Source organism: Nocardia gipuzkoensis (assembly GCF_021183645.1).
GTDB classification, from domain to species: domain Bacteria; phylum Actinomycetota; class Actinomycetes; order Mycobacteriales; family Mycobacteriaceae; genus Nocardia; species Nocardia abscessus.
This window is the reverse complement of the sequence record NZ_CP089225.1, coordinates 1,689,649-1,714,537: the sequence shown is the minus strand read 5'-3', so window position 1 is coordinate 1,714,537 and position 24,889 is coordinate 1,689,649. Positions and strand designations below refer to the sequence as shown.

At 68.9% G+C, this 24,889-nt stretch carries 10 protein-coding genes; 8 read left to right on the top strand and 2 right to left on the bottom strand.

Annotated elements, in window-relative coordinates; genetic code table 11:
* The first annotated feature begins 39 nt into the window (after window positions 1-39).
* From LTT66_RS07800 to LTT66_RS07765, 8 genes are all read left to right on the top strand, one after another.
* Window positions 40-975 (top strand): methionyl-tRNA formyltransferase, encoded by a 936-nt coding sequence (locus tag LTT66_RS07800; RefSeq protein ID WP_233065548.1) that lies wholly within the window; start codon window positions 40-42, stop codon window positions 973-975.
* Window positions 976-1,046: 71 nt separating this feature from the next.
* On the top strand, window positions 1,047-6,116 hold the full coding sequence (locus LTT66_RS07795) for a non-ribosomal peptide synthetase (protein ID WP_233065546.1): 5,070 nt from the start codon (window positions 1,047-1,049) through the stop codon (window positions 6,114-6,116).
* A gap of 335 nt (window positions 6,117-6,451) precedes the next feature.
* Window positions 6,452-11,053: a non-ribosomal peptide synthetase gene (locus LTT66_RS07790; RefSeq protein ID WP_233065544.1), complete on the top strand. Its 4,602-nt coding sequence runs from the start codon at window positions 6,452-6,454 to the stop codon at window positions 11,051-11,053.
* A gap of 98 nt (window positions 11,054-11,151) precedes the next feature.
* Window positions 11,152-11,910, top strand: a complete 759-nt coding sequence (locus LTT66_RS07785) for a thioesterase II family protein (RefSeq protein WP_181722786.1) — start codon at window positions 11,152-11,154, stop codon at window positions 11,908-11,910.
* 64 nt (window positions 11,911-11,974) lie between these two features.
* Window positions 11,975-13,249: a beta-ketoacyl [acyl carrier protein] synthase domain-containing protein gene (locus tag LTT66_RS07780; protein WP_233069057.1), complete on the top strand. Its 1,275-nt coding sequence runs from the start codon at window positions 11,975-11,977 to the stop codon at window positions 13,247-13,249.
* A gap of 7 nt (window positions 13,250-13,256) precedes the next feature.
* A complete protein-coding gene (gene nbtC / locus LTT66_RS07775) occupies window positions 13,257-17,579 on the top strand; it encodes a nocobactin polyketide synthase NbtC (RefSeq protein WP_408638826.1) in 4,323 nt (1,440 codons plus the stop codon).
* Window positions 17,580-17,620: 41 nt separating this feature from the next.
* Complete coding sequence (locus LTT66_RS07770; RefSeq protein WP_233065540.1) at window positions 17,621-21,121, top strand: non-ribosomal peptide synthetase; 3,501 nt, start codon at window positions 17,621-17,623, stop codon at window positions 21,119-21,121.
* A 124-nt stretch (window positions 21,122-21,245) separates the two neighbouring features.
* On the top strand, window positions 21,246-22,334 hold the full coding sequence (locus LTT66_RS07765) for a DUF6545 domain-containing protein (protein ID WP_233065538.1): 1,089 nt from the start codon (window positions 21,246-21,248) through the stop codon (window positions 22,332-22,334).
* On the opposite strand, the gene LTT66_RS07760 is transcribed toward LTT66_RS07765, so the two are convergent.
* Window positions 22,309-23,688, bottom strand: coding sequence for a SagB family peptide dehydrogenase (locus tag LTT66_RS07760; RefSeq protein ID WP_233065536.1), 1,380 nt, complete (start codon window positions 23,686-23,688; stop codon window positions 22,309-22,311). The genes LTT66_RS07765 and LTT66_RS07760 overlap by 26 nt on opposite strands.
* A gap of 12 nt (window positions 23,689-23,700) precedes the next feature.
* Window positions 23,701-24,681 carry an ABC transporter substrate-binding protein gene (locus LTT66_RS07755; protein ID WP_233065534.1) on the bottom strand — a complete coding sequence of 327 codons (981 nt, stop codon included), beginning with the start codon at window positions 24,679-24,681 and terminating at the stop codon, window positions 23,701-23,703.
* Window positions 24,682-24,889: the final 208 nt, after the last annotated feature.

The window sequence follows — 24,889 nt, the reverse complement described above, 5'->3', positions numbered from 1 at the left end:
TAGGCTAACCTTTGTTTTTTGAGGGAAGGTTTTCGGTTCATGCGTATCGTGTCGTTCGGTTTCCAGACCTGGGGTCGTAAGACTCTGCAAGCCCTGATCGACTCGGAACACGAGGTGGTGCTCGCGGTCACGCATCCGGCGAGCGAGCAGTCCTACAAAGCGATCTTCTCGGATTCGGTCGAGGAACTGGCGCGCGAACACGGGATTCCGGTGCACCTCACCGAACGGGCGGACGCGGAGACCATCGATCTCGTCAAGCGGGTCGAACCGGATGTCATCGTGGTGAACAGCTGGTACACGTGGATGCCCGCCGAGCTGTACAACCTGCCGCCGCACGGCACCCTGAACCTGCACGATTCGCTGCTGCCGAAGTTCACCGGGTTCTCTCCGGTGCTGTGGGCGCTGATCAGCGGCGCCTCCGAAACCGGCCTGACCGTGCACCGCATGGACGAGGGTCTGGATACCGGCGACATCCTCGTGCAGCGCTCGATTCCCATCGGCCCCACCGATACCGGCACCGAACTGGTGATGCGCGGGATGGAACTGATTCCCGGCGCGCTCGGCGAGGCGCTGGCCGCGCTGGACTCCGGTACCGCGGTGTGGCGGCCGCAGAACAAGGCCGAGTGCACCTACTTCCACAAGCGCTCCGAGCGCGACAGCCGGATCGACTGGACTTGGCAGGCGGAGGACCTGGAGCGTTTCGTGCGCGCGCTCTCCGCGCCGTACCCGCGCGCGTTCACCCACTACCGCGGCGAGCGCATCGAGGTACTGGCCGCGCGGGTCTCCGAAGCGCGCTACGGCGGCACACCCGGCCGCGTGATCGTGCAGGAGGGCGGCGGCGCGGTGGTGACGGGAGCCGACGCCCACCGGGGCGGCAACCGCGCGCTGGTGATCACCCGGGTGCGCACCGCGGCGGGCGCCGAACACGACGGAGCCGAATTCTTCGCGCGCGGCGGTTATCTCACCGATCAGTGACCTGATCGCCAGACCACCGCTCGTCCGGCATGTCCGGACATCGGGCCCGACAGACGATTCGAAGGACGGACATGGCAGACGACATTCTCGAGCGCCGCAAGCAGTTACTACAGAGACGTTTGCGTGAACAGGGCGTGCAGGCATCGCCGCGGGAGCAGGCCGCACCGGCCCGGCGCGGCGGCGAGCCGAGCGCTTTGTCGGCGGCGCAGCAGCGGATGTGGTTCGTCCAGCGGCTCGATCCCAGCGACACCACATTGAATGTCTGCGTGGCCTACCGGCTCGACGGACTCGAAGATCCGGAGCGGTTGCAGGCCGCGTTCGCGACCGTCGTCGCCAGGCACGAGGTGCTGCGCACCACCTATCACGTCGGTGACGACGGTGAGCCGTACCAGGTCTCCCGCGAGGATGCCGCACTCATCTGGCAGCGGCACGACCTCACCGACCTGCCCGACAGCGTGCTGCAGCGGCGGATCGAGGTCCTCGCGCGGCGCGAATTCGCCCGCCCGTTCGACCTGTCCACCGATCTGCCGTTGCGGCCGACGCTGATCCGGGTCGGCGCGGCGTCCTACGTGCTCGTCCTCGTGGTCCACCACATCGGCTGGGACGACGACTCGTGGCCGGTGTTCTTCACCGAGCTGAACGCGGCCTACCGTGGCGCGGGTGATCTGCCCGAGGTCAGGGCGCAGTATGTCGACGTCGAAGTGCTCGGGCGATCCGGCGGCGACGAGAGCGCCGGCCTGGCATTCTGGCGCGACGCGCTGACCCCCCTGCCGGAACGGCTGGAACTGCCGAGCCGCCGGGCGGGCGGGGCGGGGTCCAAGAACGCCGACCGCGTGGTGCGTGAACTGCCGCGGGAGCTGATGGAGCTGGTGTCCTCGACCGGGCGGGCGCAGTCGGCGACCCCGTACATGGTGCTGCTCGCGGGGTTCCAAGCGCTGGTGCATCGCTACACCGCGGCCACGGATTTCCTGGTCTCCATGCCGGTGACCAACCGTCGCGACGCCAGGGCGGAGGCGTTGATCGGATATTTCGGCAATACCCTGCTGATCCGCGCGACGCCGCGCGGTGCGGAAACCTTCGCGGCGCTGCTGGATCGGACGAAGGAGACCGTGGTCGGCGCCTTCACCCACCAGGACGTGGGCGTCGATCGCGTGATCCAGGCGGTCGGCCCCGAGCGGGTGGCGGGCAGCGACGCCATGGCACAACTGGTCCAGCTCAGCTTCAGTGTGCGCGGCGCGGCCAACGGATTCGACCTGCCCGGCATCGAAGCGAGCGAACTGACCCTCGGCAGCGTCGTCGCGCAGGAGCCGCTCGGCCTGATGGTCGTCCAGGATGGCGCCGGCGCCCGCGTGGAGGCCACCTATCTGGTCGACGAACTCGAACGATCGCTGGTGGTCCAGTTGCTCGACCACTACGTGCAGCTGCTCGACAGCGCACTGCGCGATCCCGCGCAGCTGATCCGCGATCTCGACCTGCTGGGCGCGACCGAGCGGCGCGATCTGCTTGCGATCTCGCACGGCACACTCGTCGACGAGCAGCCGACCACCATGATCGCCATGTTCGAGCGGCAGGTCGGCGCGACACCGGAGAACGTCGCGCTGGTCTCCGATGAGGTCGAACTGTCTTACCGCGCGCTGAACGAACACGCGAACCGTCTGGCGCACTGGCTGATCGGGCAGGGCGTCGGCCCCGAAGACCTGGTCGCGCTGCGTATGGCCACATCGGTCGAATTCGTGGTCGCGATCCTGGCCGTGCAGAAGGCGGGCGCGGCCTACCTGCCCATCGACCCCGCCTACCCGGCCGAGCGGACCGAATATCTGCTCGATGACGCCCGTCCCAAGCTGACGCTGGACACGGTAGCGGTGACCGCGGCCGAACAGGACGCCGCGGCGCTGCCGGACCGCGACCCGGTGGACGCCGATCGCACGACGCCGCTGCACCCGTCGAATACCGCCTACGTCATCTACACTTCCGGCTCCACCGGCAAGCCGAAAGGCGTTCCGGTGCCGCACGAGGCGATCGCCGAGCACCTGTCGGGCTTCAACGCGGAATGGGATCTCACCCCGCAGGACCGGGTACTGCAATCGACCTCGGTGAGTTTCGACGCATCGCTGCTCGACATCTTCGTCACGCTGACCGCCGGAGCGCGCGTGGTGATTCCGAAGCCGAACGCCTACCGCGATATTCCTTACGTGGCGGATCTGGTCACCCGTCACGGCGTCACGGTGCTGCACATGGTGCCGTCCATGCTGGCCACCTTCCTGGTGCTGCCCGAGGTGAACGACTGGCGCACGCTGCGGCGCGTTCCGGTCGGCGGCGAGGCGCTGCCCGGCGAGGTGGCCGACCGGTTCGCCGCCCAGTTCGACGCCGACCTGCGCAATCACTACGGCCCCACCGAGGCGGTGGTGTGCTCGGCGCACATGGAGGTCGAAGGCCCGCAGGGCAACGGCATCGTGCCGATCGGACTGCCGAACCGCAATGTGTACCTCTACCTGCTCGATGACGCCATGCAGCTGGTGCCTTCCGGGGTCGTCGGCGAGATCTATCTGGGCGGACGCCAGCTGGCCCGCGGCTATCTGCACCGGCCCGGCCTGACCGCGGAACGCTTCGTCGCCGATCCCTTCCTGGCGGGCGGGCGGCTCTACCGCACCGGTGACCTGGCCCGCCGCAATGCCGCGGGTGAGATCGAATTCATCGGCCGCGCCGACGAACAGGTCAAGGTGCGCGGGCACCGTATCGAACTCGGTGAGGTCGAGGCCACCGTCACCGACCATCCGTCGGTCGCGCACTGTGTCGTGATCGTCGCGGAGCACGAGATGCTCGGCCCGGTCCTGGCGGCCTACGTCGTGCCGGCTCCGGGCGCCGAGGTAGATCTCGACCAGGTCCGCGCGCACGTGGCGGCGGCGCTGCCGGAATACATGGTTCCCTCGGCCTTCGCGGTGATCGAGGAGGTTCCGCTCACCGCGCACGGCAAGCTGGACAAGCGAGCGCTGCCCGCGCCCGCCTTCGCCGAGGCCCGCGCGTACCGGGAGCCGCGGACGCCGACCGAGGTCCGCATCGCGGGACTGTTCGCCACGCTGTTCACCCGCGAGCGGGTCGGCGCCGACGATTCGTTCTTCGAACTCGGCGGCCATTCGCTGCTCGCGGCGCGGCTGATCACCATGATCCGCGCCGAGTTCGGCATCGAGATAGACATGCGCGTCCCGTTCGACAAGCCGACCGTCACCGCGCTGGCCGCCCATCTGGTCGCCGCCTTCCGCGACGAGTTCGATATCGACCTCGACGAGATCGACGCCTTCGACGAGGACGAGGCCACCGAGCCCGCGCCGGTCGCCGAAACACGCGTGGTGAAGCCCGAGTTGGTGCGCAGGGAACGTCCGGAACGAATCCCGCTGTCCTACTCGCAGCGGGTCTACTGGCTGCAGCGCAGGCTGGAGGGCGCGATCGACGGCGAGAACGTCAGCTACCCGGTCCGTTTCGACGGTCCGCTCGACGTGGCCGCGCTGCGCGCCGCCATCGATGACGTGGTGGCCCGGCACGAATCGTTGCGAACCACCTTCCCCGAATACGAAGGGACGCCGTATCAGCTGGTGGCGCCGCCCGCGCCGGTGCCGGTTCCGCTCGTGGACATCGGCGAGGCCGACGATGTCGACGCCCGGCTCCAGGAGGAGCTGGCCGCGGACTGGGACTACGTCTTCGATTTGGCCGCCGAGCCGATGGTGCGGTTGCGGGTGCTGCGACTGGATGCGCGGACTCACGTGCTGTCCATCCTGATGCACCACATCATCGCCGACATGCGGTCGTGCCAGATCTTCCTGGACGATCTGACCGTCGCCTATCGCGCCCGCTCGAACGGGGCCGCCCCCGGCTGGGCCGAATTGCCCATCCAGTTCGCCGACTTCGCGATCTGGCAGCGGGAGATCTTCGACCGCGGCGCCAACCGCGAGGTCAGTGCCTACGGTCAGGCGCAGCTGGACTACTGGCGCAAGACGCTCGACGGTCTGCCCGACGAGATCGCCGTCGCCCACGATCACCCGCGTCCGCCCGTCCTCGGCCGTAACGGGCTCAGCGCGGCCCGTGTGCTGCCCGCGGCGACCTGGAACGCGCTGCGCGCCAGGGCCGAGGAGGCCGGTGCGACCGAATTCATGCTCTGCCAGGCGGTCAGCGCCGCGGTCGTCAACATTCTCGGCGGCGGCGAGGACGTGGCGATCGGCGCCGCGGTGGCCAACCGGATCGGTCAGACCACCGACGAACTCGTCGGCCTGTTCGCGAACGTGGTGGTGATGCGCCACAACGTGTCGGGCGATCCGACGCCGCGCACCATGCTCGAGCGTGTGCGCAACGCGGCGCTCGACGCGATCAGTCACCAGGGCGTGCCCTTCGAACGTCTGGTGGAGACGCTCAATCCGGCCCGCTCGCTGTCGCGCAATCCGCTGTTCCAGGTGATGATGCACTTCCGGCACCGCCCCGTGCCCGTGCCGTTCACCGCGGACGGGTCGACCATGCTCACCGGTATCGCCGGGTACTACGACGTCTCGTTCATGGACTTCCACCTCGACTACTCGGTGGACACCAATGGCGACCTCGTCGCGCGGGTGGTGGTCAATCCGGATCTGTACGTCGCGGAGACCGGAGAGATCTTCGCCGATGTGCTGGTGGGGGTGCTGCGCGCCTTCGCCGAACAGCCCGACCTGGCCTTCGGCGAGCTCGACGTCCTGCCGGAGGGCTGGGACACCAGCCGCTCGGTGGTCCGGCACGCGGCGCCCGCCGCGTTCGAATCCGGCTACGTCGCACCGCAGACCGAGACCGAGCGCACTTTGGCGGCGATCCTGGAGGAACTGCTCGACATCACCGAGGTCGGCCGCGAGGACGGGTTCTTCGGCCTCGGCGGTGACAGCGTCATCGCCATCAAATGGGCGGCGCGGGCCGCGGAGGCCGGTCTGCCGCTGAGCCCGCAGATGATATTCGAGCACTTCACCATCACGGAATTGGCCGCGGCGGTGGATGAGGCCATCGCGAATCCGCCCGCGGTATCGCCCGACGACGCTGTGGACGAACAAGAGCACGCCCCGATGTCCGCCTCCGGGCTCGACGCGGACGCACTGGCAGCTCTCCAGAGTTCGTGGGCGACGCAACGCTGATCGCCCTGTCGCGGCATGGATCTCACCCGCCCTCGCCCACACGATTCGTCGTGTGGGCGGGGGTGGTGGTGCCTGCGGGGACATGCGCTCGGGGCGTATTAGGTTAGCCAAACCACATCTCTATATCTCGGCGACGGCGTGGGTTACCATCACTCTGAGTTAGGCAAGCCTTGCCTTTTTGGTGGGGTGAAGGCCGTATCGACGACAGCGACGACGTGCGGGCGCCATCCACGGGTGCCGCCGGCGAATTCGTGGCGTCGGCGATACGCCGCTCTGAACGCCGGGATCACCGGGTGTCGATGACGCGGCGAAGGCAGCGAGGCAGGAGAACGGGTATGAGTCAGGCCATTGCGGAGATCGAGGATGTGCTGGCGCTCAGCCCATTGCAGGAGGGGCTGTTCTCGCTGGCCCAGCTGAGCGGTGCCGGGCAGGATGTGTACACCATCCCGTTCGTGGTCGACATCGAAGGACCGCTGGACGCCGCACTGCTGCGCCGTTGCCTCGAGACGCTGCTGCGCCGTCACCCGAATCTGCGTGCGGTGTTCTGGGATCGCGACGTGCCCAAGCCGGTTCAGATCGTGCCGCGCCGGGTCGAACTGCCCTGGACCGAACGTGCGGCGCGGGTGGAGGAACTGGACGACGTCGAAGCCGAGGAGCTGGCACGCCCGTTCGACCTCGGCAAGGGACCGTCCCTGCGCGCCACGCTGGTGACGCTGCCACCGGGCGAGGACGACGCCGCGCGGTGGCGGTTGATCATGACGATCCACCACATCCTGCTGGACGGCTGGTCGCTCGGACTGCTGTTCGGTGAGCTGCGGGCACTGTATCTGGCCGGGGGCTCGGCCGACGCGCTTCCTCGGGTGCGGCCGTACCGGGACTACATCGGCTGGCTCGGCGCCAAGGACATGTCGGCGGCGCAGCGTTGGTGGGGCGAGCAATTGGCCGGTCTCAGCGGACCCCTGATGATCGCCGACGGCGGAACCAGCATGGGACTCGCCCGGGGGGCGACGTCGGCGACGGCCGAGGTGACCCGCTTCATCCTGTCCGCGGACGACACCGCGCGGCTGCGTGGCTGGGCGCGGCAGCACGGACTGACGCTGAACTCCGTCGTGCAGTTCGCCTGGACGATCCTGCTGTCGCGGCTGACCGATCGCCGCGACGTCGTCTACGGCACCATCGTCACGGGCCGTCCGGAGCAGATATCCGGCGTGGAACGCATGATCGGCCTGTTCCTGAACACCATCCCGGTGGTGTTCCGGACGGATCCGGCGGCGCCGGTCGCGTCCGAATGCGCACGCCTGCAGCGCGAATCGGCCGCCATGCGCGATGTCGGATATCTGAGTCTGTCGTCGGTGCAGCGCGCGGCCGGATACAGCTCGCTGTTCGACACCATGTTCGTCTTCCAGAACGCCCCCATGGACGACGCGGTCGGCGTGAATACCGTGGGCGAGGTCACTTTCCGGCCGATGATGGCCAAGAACCTGACGCACTACCCGCTCACCGTGGTCTCGCACGTGCACGGTGACGAACTGGCCGTCGTCGTGGAGGCCGTGCGGGAATCGGTGCCGTATCTGCCGGACGACATCGGCGCGGCCATGCTGGCCGTCCTGCGGCGTCTGCCGGACGCGGCGGATCTGCGCACCGACGATCTCGACGTGCTGCCGGATGCGGCGCGCGCGGAGGCACGCCTGTTCGAAACCACGCCCGAAGTACCCGGGCGCGAGGGTGGGGTGACGGTTTTCGAGCTGTTCGAGCGTCAGGTGAGCGCGACTCTCGACGCGGTCGCCCTCACCACGGACACCTCCGCGCTGACCTACCGGGAGTTGTCCGAACGCGCGAAGGGACTGGCCGGTGAACTGCTCGCGCGCGGTGTCGGGCCGGAAGATGTCGTAGCCGTGCAGCTGCCGCGTGGGGAGCGCGCGATCATCGCTGTGCTCGCCACGCTCGCGGCGGGCGCCGCCTATGTGCCCGTCGACGTCGGACTGCCCGCGGCCCGTATCGAATCCATCCTCCGGCAGGCCGGTCCGAAGCTGGTGCTCGTCTCCGACGGCCACGGCGCCGATCTCGACCCGGCGATCGTGCTCGACCTCGACGAGTTCGACATCGCCGGACGCGCCACCGCCGAATTGCCCGCGATCGCGCGGCATCCGGCCGGCAGCGCCTACGTCATCTTCACCTCCGGCTCGACCGGCGAACCCAAGGGTGTGGTCAATTCTCATGCGGCCCTTGTCGCGTACTTCACCGATCACCGGGAACGGGTGTACCGGACCGCGGTGGAAAAGCTGGGGCGCCCCCTGCGGATCGCGCACGCCTGGTCGTTGAGCTTCGACGCCTCGTGGCAGCCGATGGTCGGATTGCTCGACGGCCACGGCATCCACCTGTTCGACGACGCGGCCATGCGCGACGCGCAGCGCCTGGTGGACGGCATGCGGCGGCACGGAATCGACATGATCGATACCACCCCGTCGATGTTCCGGCAGCTGGTGGCCGCCGGACTGCTCGACCGGCCGCCCGCCGTGCTCGCCCTCGGCGGTGAGGCCATCGACACGCAGCTGTGGGATCGCCTGCGCGGCCTGCCCGGCGTCGCGGTGCACAACTGCTACGGCCCGACCGAGACGACCGTCGAAGCGGTGGTCGCCGATGTCACCGCACCCGGAGCCACCGGCCTCGACGTGCCGACGATCGGCAAGCCGACCGCGGGAACAACCGCCTACGTACTGGATTCCAGGCTCCGCCCGGTGCCGGTCGGCGTGATCGGTGAGCTGTATCTCGCCGGTCCGCAGCTGGCGCGCGGTTATGCCGGACGCCCGGCCGGTACGGCGGGTCGTTTCGTCGCCGACCCCTTCGCCGAGGGCAGGCGGATGTACCGCACCGGCGATCTGGTGCGCCGACTGCCCGGCGGCAACCTCGGCTACCTGGGGCGTGCCGACGATCAGGTGAAGATCCGTGGGTACCGCATCGAGATCGGCGAGGTCGAAACGGCTTTGCGAACCCTGCCGGGAATCGCCGCCGCCGCGGCGACCGTGGTGCGCCGAGGGGATGCGGTGACCCTGGTGGGATTCGTGGTGTGCGAGCCCGGCCGCGCCGCCGATCCGGTCGCCGTGCGGTCGGCGCTGGCCGATCGCCTGCCCGCGTACATGATTCCCGCACGGCTGGTGGTGCTGCCGCGGCTCCCGGTGAACGCCAACGGCAAACTCGACGTGCGCGAACTCGCCGTGCTCGCCGAACGTTCGCTCAGCGGGGAGGGCGCCTCGGCTTCCGCCGAGCCGGATACCGAGACCGAACGGGCTCTCACCGCGGTGCTCACCGAGGTGTTCGACGGCCGCACGCCCGGCGTGACGGACGACTTCTTCGCTCTCGGCATGGACAGCATCGTCGCGATCTCGCTGGTGAACAAGGCTCGCAGGCACGGCATCGCGATCGACGTGCGCATGGTGCTCGCGGCGCCGACGATTCGTGACCTCGCCGCCGCGATCGACAGCCGGGCGAGCGAGGCGCCCTCGCGTGTGCCGAGCGGAGACGACTACGGCCCGGTGCTGCCGCTGCCCATCGTTTCCTGGATGCACCGCCAGCCCCGGTACCGGCGCCTGGCCCAGCACGTGCTGCTCGCGCTGCCCGAGGGCATCACCGGGGCGGACCTCGAAGCGGTGTTGCAGGCGGTGCTGGACGGGCACGACACGCTGCGCTCCCGCCTGGACGAGACGCGGGACGGCCCGCGCCTCGTCACCCGTGAACCCGGATGCGTGTCCGCGTCGGACGTGCTCGCGAGTCACGCATTCGACGGTCCGGCACACTCTTTCGGCGAGGCGCTGACCTCGGCCAGCCTCCTCGCGATCGACGAGCTCGACCCGGTGGCCGGGGAAATGGTGCGCGCGGTGTGGTTCCGGGGTGCGCCCGGTGGCGACATCCTCTTCCTCGCCATTCACCATCTCGCGGTGGATGTGGTGTCCTGGGGAATCCTGCTGGCCGACATGGCAGCGGCATGGGATCAGGTCGTCTCCGGCGCGGTGCCGAAGGCGATCGCCGAACCCACCTCCTACCGGCGCTGGTGTCAGCTGATGTGGGAGCGGGCCGCGCAGCCCGGCGTGCTCGCCCAGCGCGACTACTGGGTCGAGCAGGTGAGTGGCCCGGATCCCGCTGTAGGGAAGCGCAAACCGCTCCCGGCCGATACGTGGTCGTCGCTGCGGCTCACTTCGGCGACCGTCCCCGCGTCGACCACCGCGCAGATTCTCGGCGCGCTGACCAGGGCCGACGGTGTCCGGGAATTCCTGCTGTCGGCCTTGACGATGACGCTGGTGTCCTGGCGGCGCGAGCGCGGCCAGGAGTGGGACGCCGGAGCGCTCATCGGGCTGGAGAGCCACGGCCGGGCCGACACGGTCGTGGGGGCCGACACCTCCGGTACCGTCGGCTGGTTCTCGGCCACCTACCCGGTTCGGCTCGGCGCGGGTGCGAACGCGATCGACGTGGACCGGGCGCAGGCGGAACCGGCCTCGGCCCGCGCACTGCTGGATTCGGTTGCCGCGCACATCGCGTCGGTGCCGGAACAGGGGCTCGATTTCGGGCTGCTGCAATCGGTGCTCGCGGTCGCGGAGTTGTCCGGTACACCGGAACCTCAGGTGGAGTTCAACTATCTGGGCCGGGTGGATCTCGGCGGGCAGGCCGACCGAACGTGGTCGATGATCACCGATCCGGCGCTGACCGCGGCCGTGCCGATCGCGCCCGAACCCGATCTGCCGCTGCGCTATTCCCTCGGCCTGATCGCCGCGGTCCACACCACCGAGAGCGGACCGCAGCTGATGATCACGTGGCGCTGGAGTGCGGCGTTGTTCACGCAGGCCGAGATCGACCGCCTGGCTGCCCTGTGGGATCGCAGCGTCGCGGTTCTGGCGGCGGCGCTCGCCCGGTGCGAGGCAAAAACTTATGATAGCCTTACCTAAGATAGGCCGATAACTGCTGCGTTGCACCATGTATCGAACGGTTTGCGGGTTTGCTTCCGCTGTAGTTGTCGGCGGGAGTTTCGAAAGTGGGTAGCACTATGCAGCACAAACCGGGATGGATCAGAAAGTTTCACAAGCCGGATTCGCCCGAGCGGCTGCCGCTGTTGATCTTTCCGCACGCCGGTGCGGGAGCGTCCGCGTATCGCACACTCTCCAAAGCGTTCAGTGCGCATTACGACGTCATCATCTTCCAGTATCCCGGACGTCAGGACCGTGCCGGCGAACCGGCATTGACCTCGCTCCAGGATATTGCCGCGGGCGCTTTCGCCGAATTCCGGATGTCGAACTACAACCGCGATGTGCCGATTGTCGCATTCGGGCACAGTATGGGCGCGCTCGTTTCCTTCGAATTCGTCAGGCTCGCCCTCGCCGCGGGCGTCGATGTACGGCAGCTCACGATTTCGGCGGCGGTGGCGCCGTCGCGAGCCGAATATCGCAAGCCCACACCGGAAGACGACGACGAGCTGCTCGATCACCTCATCATGCTCGAGGGCATCAACTCCGACGTGCTCGCGAGCCGGGAGATCATGCGGCTGTCGCTGCCCGCCATCAAGGCCGACCACAAGGCCTCCGAGGCGTACCGGTGCCCGGAGACGGTCCGCGTCGCCACCAGGATTCACGCGATCGGCGGTGATCGCGACCCGATCGTCTCGATGGCGGACCTGCACGGCTGGCACCGCCACGGCGACGACGTCGAGGTCACGATGTTCGAGGGCGGACATTTCTATCTGCACAACCACGTCTCTGCCATCGCGGAATTGCTTGCCGAACAGGCGCATCCCGCACCGGCGGTATGAAACTCGAGGATCAGCGGTGACATCAGCAACGGCGCAGGACGTCGATCACATCGTCATTTCCGGAATGGCCGTCGAGGCGCCGGGTGGAATCGACAGTCCCGGATCGTTCTGGTCCGCGCTCACAGCGTCGAGGGAGTTGGTCGGGCCTTTTCCGCGCGATCGCGGCTGGCCGGTCGAGGATCTGCTTTCGGTATCGGAGCTCGACGGATGGAGCAACGTCTGCGACGCGGGCGGATTCCTGGACGACGCAGCGGAATTCGACCCCGCTTTCTTCGGCATCGGCCAGCGCGAGGCGATTGCGACGGATCCGCAGCAGCGAGTCGCGCTGCGCGTCGCGTGGCGGGCGCTGGAGAATACGGGATTGAATCCGGGCGCGCTCGCCGGTGAGGACGCCGGATGTTTCATCGGTTGTTCGCCGATGGAATACGGACCGGTGGCGGCGGAAGTCAACGAATACACCGGGGTTCGGACCATCGGTTACGGATTGCTGAGCGCTGCGGGACGAGTGTCACACTGCCTCGGGCTGATCGGCCCGTCGATGGCCGTCGACGCCGCCTGCGCCTCATCCCTGACCGCGGTTCATCTCGCCGCTGCCGCCGTGCGCGACGGGGATTGCGAATGGGCGCTGGCCGGTGCGGTCTGCGTCATGGGAGGTCCGGGGGTCTTCTACGAATTCTCCAAACTGAACGCGCTGTCGACCGACGGTCACTGCCGCGCGTACTCCGACGACGCCACCGGCACGCTGTGGGGTGAAGGAGCGGGCATCGTCGTCGTCGAACGTGAGTCGCGCGCACGGCGACTCGGGCACCGCGTATACGGCCGTCTGCTGGCCTCCAACCACAATCACAACGGCAAGGGCAAACCGATCCTCGTGCCGCGCACCGATGCTCAGGAACGGTTGATCCGCAAGACCATCGCGCAATCGGGTATCGATCCGGCCGACATCGGCATGATCGAAGGACACGGCACCGCCACCCGCGCGGGCGATCCGGTCGAACTGGTCGCATTGCAGAACACCTACGGCGCCGCCGGTACCCGACCCCTGCTCGGTTCGGTGAAGTCCAACGCCGGCCACGCGCAGGCGGCCGCGGGCATGCTGGGTCTGATCAAGCTGCTGCTCGCGGGCAGGCACGGACAGATCCCGCCGACCTTGTTCTCCGACAAGCCCACTACCCGCGTGGACTGGGACCGGTCGAGTCTGCGGCTGGCCACGGAACTCCAGCCATGGGAACCGAAGAACGGCGTCCGCTACGGCGCGGTGTCCTCCTTCGGCGCGAGTGGATCCAACGCGCACGCGATCATCGCGATGCCCGTTCGTGAGGAGAACGACGATTTCTAACTATCGCCTGCCCGACGGATCGATTCCGGTTCTCCTGTCGGCGGATACCCCCGCTACGCTGCGCGAAGAGGCAGCGTCCATCCTCTCCTACGTCTCGGATCGCCCCGCCGTCACCGTCGATCGCGTGGCGGACATGCTGTTGCGCACCCGGGTCGCGCGGCGTCACCGCGCCTTGCTGATGGTGACCGGCCGCGACGATCTCGACGCGGCGCTGACGGCGGTGCGCGACGGATCCGACCACCCGGCGGTGGTCGGCACCACCGAACCAGCCGCCGCGCGCCGGATCGCCTACGTGCTGCCCGGCCAGGGCAGTCAGCGCCCTGGCATGGGCAGACTCTTCTACGACCGGGTGGAGGCGTTCCGCTTCGAGGTCGATCGCTGTGACGGTGTCTTCCGTGACCTGTTCGGCGAATCCCCGCTGCCGTACCTGCTCGACGCGGAGGCCGAGGCCGACGACAACGCCAGGATCGTCCAGCCCGCCCTGTTCATGCAGATGGTGGGTCTCGGCGCGATGTGGCGATCGGTCGGCATCGAGGCCGCCGCCACGATCGGGCACAGCCAGGGGGAGATCGCCGCCGCCTACCTGTCGGGGACGATGACCCTCGCCGACGCGATCGTCGTCGTCGGTACCCGCGCCCGCGCGGTCGACAAGATCGCCTCCGACCGTTATGCCATGGCGGTCGTCGCCGCCGATCGGGACGAGTGCGAGGACGTGCTGGCGCGTCAGTCCGGGTGGGCGCAGGTGTCGGTGGTGAACTCGCCCCGCATGGTGGGGATCTCCGGCGATCGCGACACCGTGCAGGCCGTCGTGGACGTGCTCGCCGAACGCGGCCGGTTCGCCCGCGTGATCCGGGTCCGCTACCCGGCGCATACCAGCCTGCTCAACGAGTTCCGGGACGTGATCCGCGACGCCGTGCACAGCAGGCTGGACAATGCCCGCTTCCTCGACTCCGAGATCGACTGTCTCGGCGCGACGCTCGGTGATGCGATCACTCCCGATCTCCCCGTCGACGAGTACTGGTTCTGGAATCTGCGCAACCCGGTCCGATTCGACCGCGCCGTCGCGGCCGCGGTCGCGCGGGAGATCGACACCTTCGTCGAACTCGCCGAGCATCCGACCTTGCAGCTGGCCGTCGAGGAGAGTCTCGCCGAATTCGCGGCCGATCGCGCCACCACGGTGAGCGGCACGTCGAGCCGCACGGCGACCGATCTGACCGAATTCACCAGGAATCTCGCGGTACTCGCGGTCAACGACCTGAATTACCGCTGGGAGAGCCTGCGCATCGACCCCGGCGCGCCCGCTCGGCTGCCGCTGCCGGACTTCCCGAATGTGCGGATGAACGAGATGACACTGTGGCTTCCCCACGATGTCACCCTCGGGGGCGCCAGATCGTCCGCCCGCACCGCGGCGTGTGCGCAGGCCGCCCCGGCACAGCCGGAATCGGTCACGGTGGCGCAAGCCGCCCCGAAACCGCAACTGCTCGTGGAAGAGTGGGTCCGGCTGGTGCGGCGGTCGATGACCGCGCCCCGCGCGCTGGGCATCGTCGATCACACCGGTCAGTGCGCCGAACTCGCCGCTGCACTGGTCGAATACGCGACGAATCAGGGGCTGGGCGGACGACTGCTCGATATCGGAGCGGGCAGCGGCGACGGCGATATCGACACCATCGTGGTGTTGCTGCCGAACCTTCCCGAGCTGGACGGTTCCGCCGCGGTCGCGGAGGTCGCCGAGTTCCTCGGCGCGCGGCGCTGGTGGTCGAAGCCCGATGCGGGGGTGACCGAATACTGGCTGCTCACCGTCGCCGGTGAAGCGGCAGTCCCGGGTGACGCGCCGCCGCATCCGGTACACGCAGGCGCGAGCGCCGGCTTCCGTTCGGCGAGCACGGAATATCCCGGTGTCGCGTTCCGCCATCTGGATCTCGCTGCGGACCAGGCGAACGCGCAGGCGGTACCGTCGATAGTCACCGCGCTGCACACGGCCGAGGAGCCCGAGCTCGCGCTGCGTGACGGCAATCTGTACGCCAAGCGGCTCGTCGAAGCGGACCACTCCGCGCTGCTGCGCGGGCCGTCGAACCCGGAGAATGTGGTCATCACCGGTGGCACCGGCAGTCTCGGGCTCGAGTTCTGCGAACACGTGGTGCGCAACGGGGCCCGGCGGGTGACGCTGCTGAGCCGGTCGGGGGAGACCGAGGCGGTCACGCGGCGACTGCGCGATATCCGTGCGCTGGGGTCGGCCGAGGTCACGGTGGTGCCGTGCGACATCGGTGACCGGGCGTCGGTCGCGCGGCTGGCCGACCGGCTCCGGGACACCCCGGCACACCTCGTGATCCACGCGGCGGCGGACAATTCGGTGATCGGCGAACTCGAACTCACCGAGATCACCCACGGTCCGGTCGAGCAAGCCCTGTCCGGGAAGGTCGTCGGCATCGCGAATGTCCTCGATGCGCTGACCAGGGCCGACGATTGCGAGATCGTCCTGTGTTCCTCGCTCGCCGCCACACTCGGCGGACGTGGCACGGTCGTCTACGCCGCGGCGAACCGGATGGTCGACGCGATCGCGCGGCGCCTGGACGCCGACGGTCTGCGGTGCGTGTCGGTGCAGTGGGGTCAGTGGGACGTCTTCGAGGGCAAGGGCGATGCCGACCTCGCGAAACTGGCCGAGGTCGGGTATCTACCGATGGCTTCGCCGGATGCCATCGCCCTCGGCCTCGGCGGGCTGCGTGGCAACGCGGTCGTCGCCGCCTTCGACTGGGATCGCGGGCGCACCGTGCTCGGCGCCTTCGGTTACGGTCCCGTCTTGTCCGGGCTGGAGACACCGATCGCCGTGTCCGCCCCGGTGGCCGATTCCGGCCGCGAGGTCGGCGGCGCGCAGGTGACCGGTGCCGACGTGCCCGCCCGCATGGTGCGGCTGCTCGCCGAGATCATCGGCGCCGACGATGCCGACACGATCGACAGCACCCGGTCGCTGGTCGCCATCGGTCTGGACTCCCTTCAGGCCCTGGAACTGCGCAGGCGCGTCAAGAGCGAATTCCGCGCCGACGTGCCGGTGGGCGATCTCATCGGCGGCGCCTCGCTCGATGACGTGGTCCGGCTCATCGGGGCCGAAGCGGGCGGTGCCGCTCCGCAGGCGGTGGTTGCCGAGGTAGCGCCACCGACGCGGTCGGCGCCGGTGGTGCGGAGTCTGCCCTCGGGTGCGATGGCGAGTGCCGCCGATCGGGTCGCCAGGGCGAAAGAGGCTGCCCAGCACGCCGTTCCGAGCGACTTCGACGCCGAGCGCTTCCGTTCGGCGCGGCACGATATGGATCTGTTCGGACTGCGCGCCATGCTGGCCGCGCTGCGACCGTTCCTGTCCGAAACCGACATTCGCGCCGTGGACGACATCGCGACGCGCATGCGATTCGCCCCGCGGCACCGGTGGCTGCTGCGGCAATGGTTGCAGGCACTGGCCGCGAACGGCTCCCTCGAGGGCGACGTGGATCACGGCTACCGGTACGCGCGGCCGGTGCAGGCGCCGACCAGGCCCAGTCTGGTCGAAGTCTGTGCGGACCTGGGATATCCGCGTCCGCTCGCGACCTTCCTGCAAGCCTCCGACGACCACCTGACCGAACTCGCCCAGGACAGCATGCGCGTCCAGGAGTTGCTGTTCCCCAACGGGGATATGACCACGGCCGAGGCCGCCTACCGGGACAACCTCAGCAGCCGCTATCTGAACCTGGCCGCGGGCCGGGCGGTCGCCGACCTGGTCGACGGCCTGCGCGGTGACCGGTCGCCGGTGCGTGTGCTGGAACTGGGCGCGGGCATCGGCGGCACCACCGACGACGTCACGGCCGCGCTGTCCGGACTGCCGGTGGAGTACCACTTCACCGACGTGTCCACCTTCTTCCTCGAGGCCGCGAAGCGGCGGTTCGCCGACTACCCGTGGATGCGGTACGGGATCGTCGACATGAACGCGGACCTGGCGGATCAGCCGCGCTACGACATCGTGATCGCGGCGAATGTGCTGCACAACGCCCACGACATCGCGGTGACCCTCGGGCAACTGCACGATCTGCTCGAACCCGGTGGCGCGGTGGTGATCATCGAGACCTGTCACGCGCACTGCGAGCAGCTGACCTCCGTGCACTTCCTGATGTCGCCGCGGGAGGATCAGCCGCACGCCGGCCTGACCGACGTGCGGGCGGGCACCGACCGGATCTTCCTGACCGAGCGCGAATGGCGGGATCAACTGGTCGCGGCAGGCCTCACGCCCGAGCTGGTCCTGCCCACGGCTGACCATCCGGTCGCCCTGCTCGACCAGCGAGTTTTCATCGCGGTACGCGGCCGGGGGTAGTGGAGGCGTTCATGTCGGATCAGGCAAGGAGTGACAGCGGAATGGAGTCGGCACAGCGGCCGGGCGACGGCGGAGTCGGCATCACCAAGGAGGAGATCAGGGCCGCGGTGGCCGGCCAGCTCGGTATCGCCGCGGGCGAGGTCGCCGATCACGACGATCTGATCCAGTTGGGTCTCGACTCGATCCGCACGATGAAGCTGGCCGGTGGCTGGCGCAAACGGGGCGTCGATATCAACTTCGCTCAGCTCGCGGCCAGCCCCACGGTGGACGCATGGCACGGTCTGCTGGGGGCGGAGGAGTCCGGCTCGCAGGTCGAGCAGACCCCCGAACCGGCCTCCGCCGAGCCGCAGGCCGACGAGGACCCCTTCCCGCTGGCCACCATGCAGCACGCCTACTGGATCGGCCGTTCCGACGAACAGGAACTCGGCGGCGTCGCGGCCCACCTCTACGTCGAATTCGACGGCGGCCGGATCGATCCCGCGCGACTCGAGCGCGCGGTGGCCGATCTGGTCGCGGCCCACCCGATGTTGCGCACCCGATTCCTGCCCGACGGCACGCAGCAGACCATGCCCGAACCCGGCAGGCCGGTCTTCGCGGTGGTCGACCTGCGGTCGCACGGGCCGGAAGCGGCCGACGCCGCGCTGGCCGAATTACGCGAAGGGAAGACCCATCAGCGCCTGGCCATCGAGGACGGTCAGGTCATCGACATCACGCTCACCCTGCGCGACGAGAACAGCACCCGCCTGCATCTCGACGTCGACATGCTGGCCGGTGACGCGATGAGCTACCGGGTGCTGATCTCCGAACTCGCCGAGCTCTACCACGGCGCCACCGTGACCGCCCCCGGTTACACCTATCGCCGCTACCGCACCGAACGCCAGGAGGACAGCGCCGCCCGCGAGCGCGACCGGCAGTGGTGGCAGCAGCGGTTGCCGGAACTGCCCGGCGCGCCGGAGCTTCCGACCGTTCCGGTCGGTGAGCGCAGCGCACCGCACCGCACCGTGCGCTACGACCACTGGCTGGCGCCGGAGGCGAAGCGGCGTCTGCTCGCCGCGGCCCATCAGCGCGGCATCACCCCGGCCATGGCGCTGGCGGCGGTCTTCGCCGAAACCATCGGAGGCTGGTCGGCGCAGAGCCGGTTCCTGCTGAACGTCCCGCTGTTCCATCGCGAACCGGTCCATCCCGAAATCGACCGGGTGATCGGCGATTTCACCTCGTCGATCATGCTGGAGGTGGATGTCACGGAGAACATGTCGGTAGCCGACCGGGCCCGTGCTCTGCAGCGCAGCATGCACGACAGCGGTGCGCACACGTCCTATTCCGGACTCGAGGTACTGCGCGACCTGGGCAGGCACCGTGGTGAGCCGGTGCTGGCGCCCGTGGTCTACACCAGCGCGCTGAATCTGGGCGAACTGTTCGCCGACCGGGTGACCGAAACCTTCGGCGATCCGGTGTGGATCATCTCCCAGGGCCCGCAGGTGCTGCTGGATGCCCAGGTCACCGAGGTGCGCGGCGGGCTGCTGCTCAACTGGGACGTCCGCGAATCGGCATTCCCCGCGGGGATGGTCGACGCCATGTTCGCCCGCTACACGCAGGCCATCGACCGCCTCGGCGAGGGCGAGGCAGGTTGGAAGGCCGAGGCCGCGGTGCGCTTGCCGGTCGCCCAGGCCGAGGTGCGCGCGGCGGTCAACGCCACCGACGGGCCGGTCAGCGGTCGCTGCCTGCACCAGGGATTCTTCGACTACGCCGCCACGAATCCCGGTGCGCCCGCGGTGGTGTGGGGCCTCGGCGCGGAGGCGGGGGAGTGGAGCTACGGCGAACTCGCGTCACGCGCACTCGCCGTCGCCGGCGCGCTGCACCGTGAGGGGGTGCGGCCCGGCGACGCCGTGGCGGTCCAGCTTCCGAAGGGGCCCGATCAGATCCTCGCGGTGCTCGGTGTGCTGGCCGCGGGCGCGACCTACGTGCCCATCGGATTCGATCAGCCGGTCGGCAGGCGTGCCGAGATCCTGCGGACCGGAGCGATCGTCGCGGCCGTGACCCTTCCCGGCGGCGATATGGGTGTGCCGATCCCGTGCGTCTCCATCGATGCGGCGCGCGAGCACCCGAACCCGCTGGCCGCGCCGGTTTTCCCGGATACCGAAGCGATCGCCTACGTGATCTTCACCTCCGGTTCCACCGGTGTGCCCAAGGGCGTGGACGTGCCGCACCGTGGCGCGATGAACACCATCGACGCGGTGAACGAGTGGTTCGAGGTCGGCAGCGCCGACCGCGTACTGGCGTTGTCGGCCCTGGAGTTCGACGCGTCGGTCTACGACATCTTCGGCATGTTCTCGGCCGGCGGCTCGGTGGTCGCGGTCGATCCCGGGCAGCGCGCCGAAGCGACGACCTGGGTGCAACTGCTTCGCCACCATCGGGTTTCGATCCTCAACTGTGTGCCGAGCATGCTCGACATGATCCTGGACATCGGCGGCGATCAGCTCGGCGATTCGCTGCGCGCGGTCACCCTCGGCGGCGACTGGGTCGGCGCGGATCTGGCGCGCAGGCTGGCGGCCCAGGTCCCGGGCTGCCGCTTCTCCGGACTGGGCGGGGCCACCGAGACCTCGATCCACAACACCATCTGTGAGGTGGTGGGCGAGCCACCCGCGGAGTGGGCGGCCGTGCCGTTCGGCGTTCCGCTGCGCAATGTCCGATGCCGAGTGGTCTCACCGGCCGGCCGCGACTGTCCCGACTGGGTGCCCGGTGAATTCTGGGTCGGCGGTGCGAATGTCGCGGCGGGTTATCGAAACGACCCGGAACGCACCGCCGAGCGATTCGTGGAATACGAGGGCATCCGGTGGTACAAGACCGGTGACATGGCTCGATACTGGCCCGACGGCACCATCGAATTCCTGGGTCGCGCCGACCATCAGGTGCAGATCCGGGGCTACCGAGTCGAACTCGGCGAGGTGGAGAGCGCGCTGCGCACGGTGCCCGGCGTGCGCCACGCCGTGGCGGCGGTGGTCGGCGCGGGCGCGCCCAAACTGGTCGCGGCCGTCGCTGGTGAGCGGGACGACATCGGCGACATCACCGCCGCTGTCGCGAATCTGTTGCCCGCCTACATGATTCCCACCCGGGTGGAATTCCTGAAGCAGATGCCGCTGACCGGCAACGGCAAACTGGACCGGCGCGCGGTGGTCGCGCTGCTGGAACCCGGCGCGGGCGCCGCCGAGAACAGCGCACCACGCAACGACGTCGAGGCCGCACTCGCCGATATCGTGGCCGGAGTCCTCGGCGTGGACACCGTCGGTGTGCACGACGATTTCTTCGGCCTCGGCGGCGATTCGGTGCTGGCCACCACCGTCATCGCGCGGGTGCGGGAATGGCTGGAGGTCGACCACGCGCTGGTCGCGGACGTCTTCGCGACGCGGACCGTGGCGGGGTTGGCCGAGCGGCTCGCCCAACGGGAAGCCGATCGCGGCGTCCCGGAGCGGCTGTCCGCGGTCGCGCGCCTCTATATGGAGGTGGCGTCGATGAGCGACGAGGAGATCCTGGCCCAGGCGTGAGAGCGAGGCCGCCGGTAGCCACGGGCGAGTGGCCTCGGTGCCGCTCGGCCCCTATCGTTCGTTCCATGCACGATCGGACCGGGAAGCACGACATCGTTGCCGCTACCCACCGGGACCGGCGGAGATGACGGCGGTACCGCTGTTTCCGACGGTGGCGATCACGTGTTTCGCCGTCCTCGTAGCGATCCTGCGCTGGATATTCGTCCGGGACAGCGCGACCGATCGTCTGATCAACCGGGCACTGGGGTTCGCCGGGATCGGCATGCTTCTCGCGGTGGTGTCGATTCGAACCGGCGCCCCGGCAGTCGTCACGCACCTGGGCGCGATGGTCGGATTCCTGACCGCCGGCAGTGTGTACGGTGTAGCACGCCTGCTGGCCGGCGCGGATTCCGGCGGCGCTGCTCGGCGGCAGCGCCGCTACGACTCGGTCGCGGTGACCGCGGCGATATTCACCGTGCTGATCGACGTGGCGATCGCCCTGGAGCTGTTGCCTGCCGAAACCTTCTCGCGGTGGTACGCCTTCAGCGCCGCCGCGACCTGCCTGCCGCTGGCCGGGGCGGGCTTCCTGCTCGCACGCGCCGGTATCGGCGAAATCCGTTCCGCCGAAACGCCGCTCGCCCAGCGGATCACCTACGTCGCCTTGATCTGCGTAGGGGCCTTCTGGATTTGTTATGCGGTGGTCGTCGTCGTGCGGGCACCCATGGGAGTCTCGCCGACCGATCAGGGCGAAGGATGGTCGCTGAGCGGATTCGCCTTCTTCGCCGTCATCACGGCGCTGCTGGCGATTCCGCTGGTGCGCATGCTGCTGGTCCGCGTCGGATGGGACCGTGACAGCCGTGATTGCCGGACATTGCAACCACTCTGGGCCGATCTGACCGCCGCGATCCCGCATATCGTGCTGGTCGACGAATCCCACCGCCGCGGACCGGCGCTGCGCCGCTACCGGATGGCGATCGAGATCCGCGACGCGCTGCTGCAACTGCGCAGGCATGCGTCCGACTATCCACCCGACGACATCCGCAGCCACACACTGCGTATCGTGCGCGACGCGGAGTCCGGACTCGTCGCCGACTCCGGCACGGATGTCGCCGCGGGCCACGACCTGGAACTGCGTTACCTGCTGGACATGGCGGCCCGGTGGCCGGAGGCCAAACGCGCCTACCTGGCCGCCGGCCGGTCGCCGCGTCTCAGCGCGGCGCGGGCGAGCCGATGATGATGCTGCCGACGCTGCATTCCTCGAGTTCGTCCACACCCGCGGCGGTCACGAAGGCCGCGGTGTCGCCGAAACCCTGCGCGCACGCGCCCAGACCCATGGCGGTAGCCGCCAAGTAGATCGTCTGCATCAGCACACCGACGTGTTTGAGGATGACGGCGTAGGAGACCTGCTCGTAGGTCCACATGACACGTCCGGAACGCGCGCCCATGACGATGAGCACCTGCGGTTCGGCGCCGTCGGACAGGGTCGCCGAGGTGGACTTCACCAATTTCGCCACCGCCGGACTGTCGGCGGCGGCCACCGGACGCAGCACGTGCTCGACCGAGTCGTAGTGATACATGCCCGGTGCGAGGCCCTCGACATTGCGCACCACTGGATACAGCTCGAGTTCGTAGACGCTGCCCCCGCTGGGGTAGGGCTTGGACACCAGTTCCTCGCCCTCGACCTCCGAGCGGGTGCTCCTGGTCCGGGCCGTGCGATACAGCAGCTCACCCAGTTGGGCCACGGTGACCGGGTTGGCGTCGTCGAAGGCGCGGGTGGAGACCCTGTCCTCGAGCACCGCGGTCAGCGGCGGGTCGGCCTCGCGCAATGCGGCCAGATCGGGCGCGGGCAGTGGCAACGGCTCGCCCGGATAGGCCGCCTTGCGGGCGGGCGGCTGCGGGAATTGACCTTTCGCCCATTCGGTCGGGCCGAAATGCTCCCACGTGACGGTGCGTTCGCCGAGCGTGCTGCGCCGGTGGAACCACAGGTCCGGCGCACTCCAGCTGCGGGTGGTGAACGCGCGCTCCTCGGCGTCGGGGTCGGCGACGAGGAATCCACACCGGAACAGATCGTCGGCGAACTGCGTCTTCACCGCGATCGGCAGCGTGCTGTCGGCCGCGCCCGGTCCGTCGAGCAGCGCGAGCAGTCGCGGATCGTGGATGCGCACGTCGCACCACGACAGCGGATGCTCGAGCACGAACCCGTCCGAATCACGATGCAGCACAGCGAACTTCGACAGCGTCGCCGACCAGGCGGGCCTGCTGTCGGGCTGCGGGCGCGGCTTGCCGAACGGATGCACGCTGTAGAGGTCGCGGCCGCCGTCGCGGACCGTCACGGACAACCAGCCTCCCGCGGCGAGCCGTGCCATCAGCTCGGCCACGTCGTCGCCGTTCGCCGCCTGCGACAGCTCGGCGACGGTCGCCGGTCCCCGGTTGAGGGCCTTGAGCGCGAGCAGTTGTCCCTTGGCCAGGCCGGTCAGTTTCTCGTTGTGCGGAGGATTGAGCAGCACCGCACCGGCGGGCGTGGTCAGGCAGGTGGCCCCGGCCCGCAACGCGAGCCGGGTCTGATCGGAGAAGGTGAGGGTGGGCACGGCGGGCGACTCTTACTTGGCGACCGCGGCCAGCGCCGGGGTCAGCTTGTCGAGGATGTAGGGCACCGACAGCGCGGTCGGCTGGTTCACCGCGGTGATCTCCTGGGTGGTCAGGAACACCACCGAACCCTTCTGCACCGCGGGCAACTCCGCGTATCCCGGCAATTGGCGGTACTTTTCGTCCATGGTCCCGGAGTAGCCCGCCAGCAGCAGATCGGCGGTGATCTCATCTATGCGTTCGGTGGAGAGCGCGAGGCGGCCCCCACTGGACGGCTGCTCGACCAGATTCCGCGGGATGCCCAAGCCGAGTTGCCCGAAAACGCGGGCCGAGCCGTCGTTGGGGTCGGTGAGCACCATCAGCTGGGAGGGGCTGCCCAGCCAGGTGCTGGCGAAGGTCTTGCCTTTCAGTCCCGGATTGGCCGCCACGAGCCCCGCGATCTTGTCCTCGACGCTCGCGATCACCTTGGCGGCGGCATCCTGCTTACCGAGGATCTTGCCCAGGGTGGTGACCTGCTCCTGCCACGCACCGACCGTATCCTTGGTCAGGCCGGGCACGGTGGGCGCGACGCGGGACAGTTCGTCGTAGGTCTTCTGGTCCGCGATGAACGGATCGACCAGGATCAGATCCGGCTCGAGCGCGGCGACCTGCTCGGAGATGGCCGAGATACTGCTGATCGATTTCGCCGAGCCGAGCTTGTCCGGCTGCCACGGCGGGACCGACTGCGCGGCGATGGCGACATTGTCGATGTAGCCGACGGGGACGGTGTCGAGGGCAAGTGCGGTGTCGAGCCACTGGTTGCCGAGGGTGACGATCTTCTTCGGGGTGCCTTCGACAGTGGTTTCGCCCCTGGCGTGGGTGATCGTGATCGACTCGCCGCCGGAGCCGCCGTTGCCGGTGTCCGACCCGCAGCCCGCCAGGCCGAGGGCGAGCGCGCCCGCCAGTGCCGCCACCGCCGTGCGCGCCAACCCGCGCCGGGTCCGAACAGCCTTCATCGTCACCCTCCTTCGTCGAGGAACACCCTCGATCCGGCTCCGTGGAGCCCGACTCAGAATAAGTCAGCCAAGGCTAACCTATCCAGCCGAGTGGCCATATCTCGATCGCCGTCCTGAGCGCGGTCTGGTCCTACCGGTCGCTGCACGAGGTCGGCATTCGGGCCAGGGCACAGCGACTGCCGGGGTGCCCGTCCGCTGATCGGGGACG

Excerpts from the sequence above, each read along its gene's own strand:
- LTT66_RS07765 (WP_233065538.1), top strand. The coding sequence starts at position 21,246 with ATGACGGCGGTACCGCTGTTTCCGACGGTGGCGATCACGTGTTTCGCC.
- LTT66_RS07800 (WP_233065548.1), top strand. The coding sequence starts at position 40 with ATGCGTATCGTGTCGTTCGGTTTCCAGACCTGGGGTCGTAAGACTCTG.
- LTT66_RS07770 (WP_233065540.1), top strand. The coding sequence starts at position 17,621 with ATGGAGTCGGCACAGCGGCCGGGCGACGGCGGAGTCGGCATCACCAAG.
- LTT66_RS07795 (WP_233065546.1), top strand. The coding sequence starts at position 1,047 with ATGGCAGACGACATTCTCGAGCGCCGCAAGCAGTTACTACAGAGACGT.
- LTT66_RS07780 (WP_233069057.1), top strand. The coding sequence starts at position 11,975 with ATGGCCGTCGAGGCGCCGGGTGGAATCGACAGTCCCGGATCGTTCTGG.
- LTT66_RS07755 (WP_233065534.1), bottom strand. The coding sequence starts at position 24,681 with ATGAAGGCTGTTCGGACCCGGCGCGGGTTGGCGCGCACGGCGGTGGCG.
- LTT66_RS07785 (WP_181722786.1), top strand. The coding sequence starts at position 11,152 with ATGCAGCACAAACCGGGATGGATCAGAAAGTTTCACAAGCCGGATTCG.
- LTT66_RS07790 (WP_233065544.1), top strand. The coding sequence starts at position 6,452 with ATGAGTCAGGCCATTGCGGAGATCGAGGATGTGCTGGCGCTCAGCCCA.